This is a genomic window from Paenibacillus darwinianus (assembly GCF_000598065.1).
Taxonomy (GTDB): domain Bacteria; phylum Bacillota; class Bacilli; order Paenibacillales; family Paenibacillaceae; genus Paenibacillus_I; species Paenibacillus_I darwinianus.
This window is the reverse complement of record NZ_KK082123.1, coordinates 1-2037: the sequence shown is the minus strand read 5'-3', so window position 1 is coordinate 2037 and position 2037 is coordinate 1. Positions and strand designations below refer to the sequence as shown.

1 protein-coding gene, 1 rRNA gene and 1 pseudogene are annotated in these 2037 nt (G+C 50.0%); all 3 read left to right on the top strand.

The window, feature by feature from the left end; genetic code table 11:
- Positions 1-479: 479 nt before the first annotated feature.
- Positions 480-626 (top strand): annotated as a pseudogene (locus tag BG52_RS15035) (group II intron reverse transcriptase/maturase); the annotation flags it as partial.
- Between the two features lie 328 nt (positions 627-954).
- Positions 955-1182 carry a hypothetical protein gene (locus BG52_RS01145; protein ID WP_144340694.1) on the top strand — a complete coding sequence of 76 codons (228 nt, stop codon included), beginning with the start codon at positions 955-957 and terminating at the stop codon, positions 1180-1182.
- 667 nt (positions 1183-1849) lie between these two features.
- Positions 1850-2037 (top strand): 16S ribosomal RNA (locus tag BG52_RS01135); the annotation flags it as partial.

Genomic DNA, 2037 nt, shown 5'->3' with positions numbered 1-2037 from the left:
GGTTCGAGTCCTCTCTACCGCACCATACATAATCAGTAGAATCCCTTGCGAAAGCAAGGGATTTTTTGTTGTGTGGCGTGCCCAGAGGCACGCATCTTCTAGCCGGTGAAAGTCCGGTCACAGGAGGGGCCAAGCCCCTGTGTAGCTAGGATACCTGCGTATGGCGAAATCTGTGCGCAGAAGCGTATCGACAAAGCACCTGTCAGAGACAGGGCGAGCAACATGATAGGCCGTAAACATAAAGTGAATCCTGCCGCGTCGTCAAAAAGGACTCGCAAGAGGGAAGAGAGGAAGCCGAGTCTCGCGCACTTGGACGAAGGCCATGGAAGCTGTTCAGAACTTGGAACGACAGCGAAGAATCCTCCGGCGTAGAGGGATCGGCATGGCATGAAAGAGGATGCAGTGAACTGGGGAGACCCTCCCCTGCACGGAGTTTTTTTTTCGAAACCGTAAAGAGACGCTCTATAAGCCCAGAAGGTGAAGTGATGAAGAAGTGGTTAGGTGCGGGAGTCATGGAAGAAGGAAACATCAGACGCTTAGATTTAGGAACGCCGCAAGGTGGGGTCATTTCACCGCTGCTGGCGAACATCTACCTGAATTACTTCGATCTCCTATGGGAACGGCACCGAACGAAAGGGGATGCCCTTTTATCCGTTCGGTTCTTTTTCTGTGAACGATTCCTCCCTCAATCTCACTCCAAGTACATGCAGACTCTCATCGCCTCCTTTGCAAAAACCCCGCCAAACCGCCGTATTTACTGGCTTTCTGCAGGATTTTTCACTAAAGATCGTAACGTGCACACCCGATTTCAGAAAAAGCCGATCGGGACCTGAAAACAATATGTCAAGCGGATGATATGTCAACCGGTTGACATATGAAATCGAACGACATATAATGACAAATGTAAGCGAATGAGAAATCGCTTTCATATTAAAGTATCGGGGGACGATTCTGGTGAAAAAAGGTAAAGTCATTCAAACGCTCCTGCTTTCGCTCATCATCATGCTGATCGTGTCGGCTTGCGGCAATGCCGGCAAGAAGAAGATGGCAAAATTAGATTGGTACATCGTACAGAGGCTCGCGAAGTGGTACGCCAAAAAGCGTCAACGCGCTCGTTGGTTTAGTTCACTAAGCGATGTGAAATCATTATCCATGCAATATGGACTTAAAACGCTTCTGTAATCTGCATGCACATGAATGACGAACATCGGAAAGCCGTATGAGGGAAAACCTCACGTACGGTTTGATGAGGAGGGGCAGAAATTACCTGCCCTTTACTCTAGCGAAATGGGGGAGCGTTACCCACTTTAATGCTCGCGGACGCATAGGGGTTGTCGATGTCCTGGGGACCCTGTAACCGATGCGGGGCATTTAATTTCTTGGACGATCGGGAGGACGCCGGCCAAGAAAGACTGCTCGACGAGTCGTTGAACGACTCGTATGAGTCGATTGGCTTGGGAGGCGACTCGGCAGGGACGGCTGTCTTTCCGTGGCGAAGCCGAATGTGTTCGAAGTACAAAGAAGGCCGGATCGCCAACGCTAAACTGCAGGGATTGGCAGACAGAACGGTCAAGCATGAAAATGGAAATAATTGATGCTTGTCCCGCCAGTTGCAATATGTTATTATATGAATCCTGCCGCCGACGAGGTATCAGGAAAAACCACGGATGCTTATCAGCCGAATGGTAACCGCCTTTTCCTGGAAAACATTGGCGCTTGCCAGGTGATAGAGCGGCGTGGTATATTATCAGAGTTGCCCTTTGAAAACTGAACAACGAGCGAAACTGCCCCATTGTCCTGCGAGGGAGGATGGAAAAGCTATACAAGTAATGAGCGATATCGACTCACTTTAATGGAGAGTTTGATCCTGGCTCAGGACGAACGCTGGCGGCGTGCCTAATACATGCAAGTCGAGCGGATTTAGTCGGGAGCTTGCTCCTGACTGAGTTAGCGGCGGACGGGTGAGTAACACGTAGGTAACCTGCCCGTAAGACCGGGATAACATTCGGAAACGGATGCTAATAGCGGATACGCAAT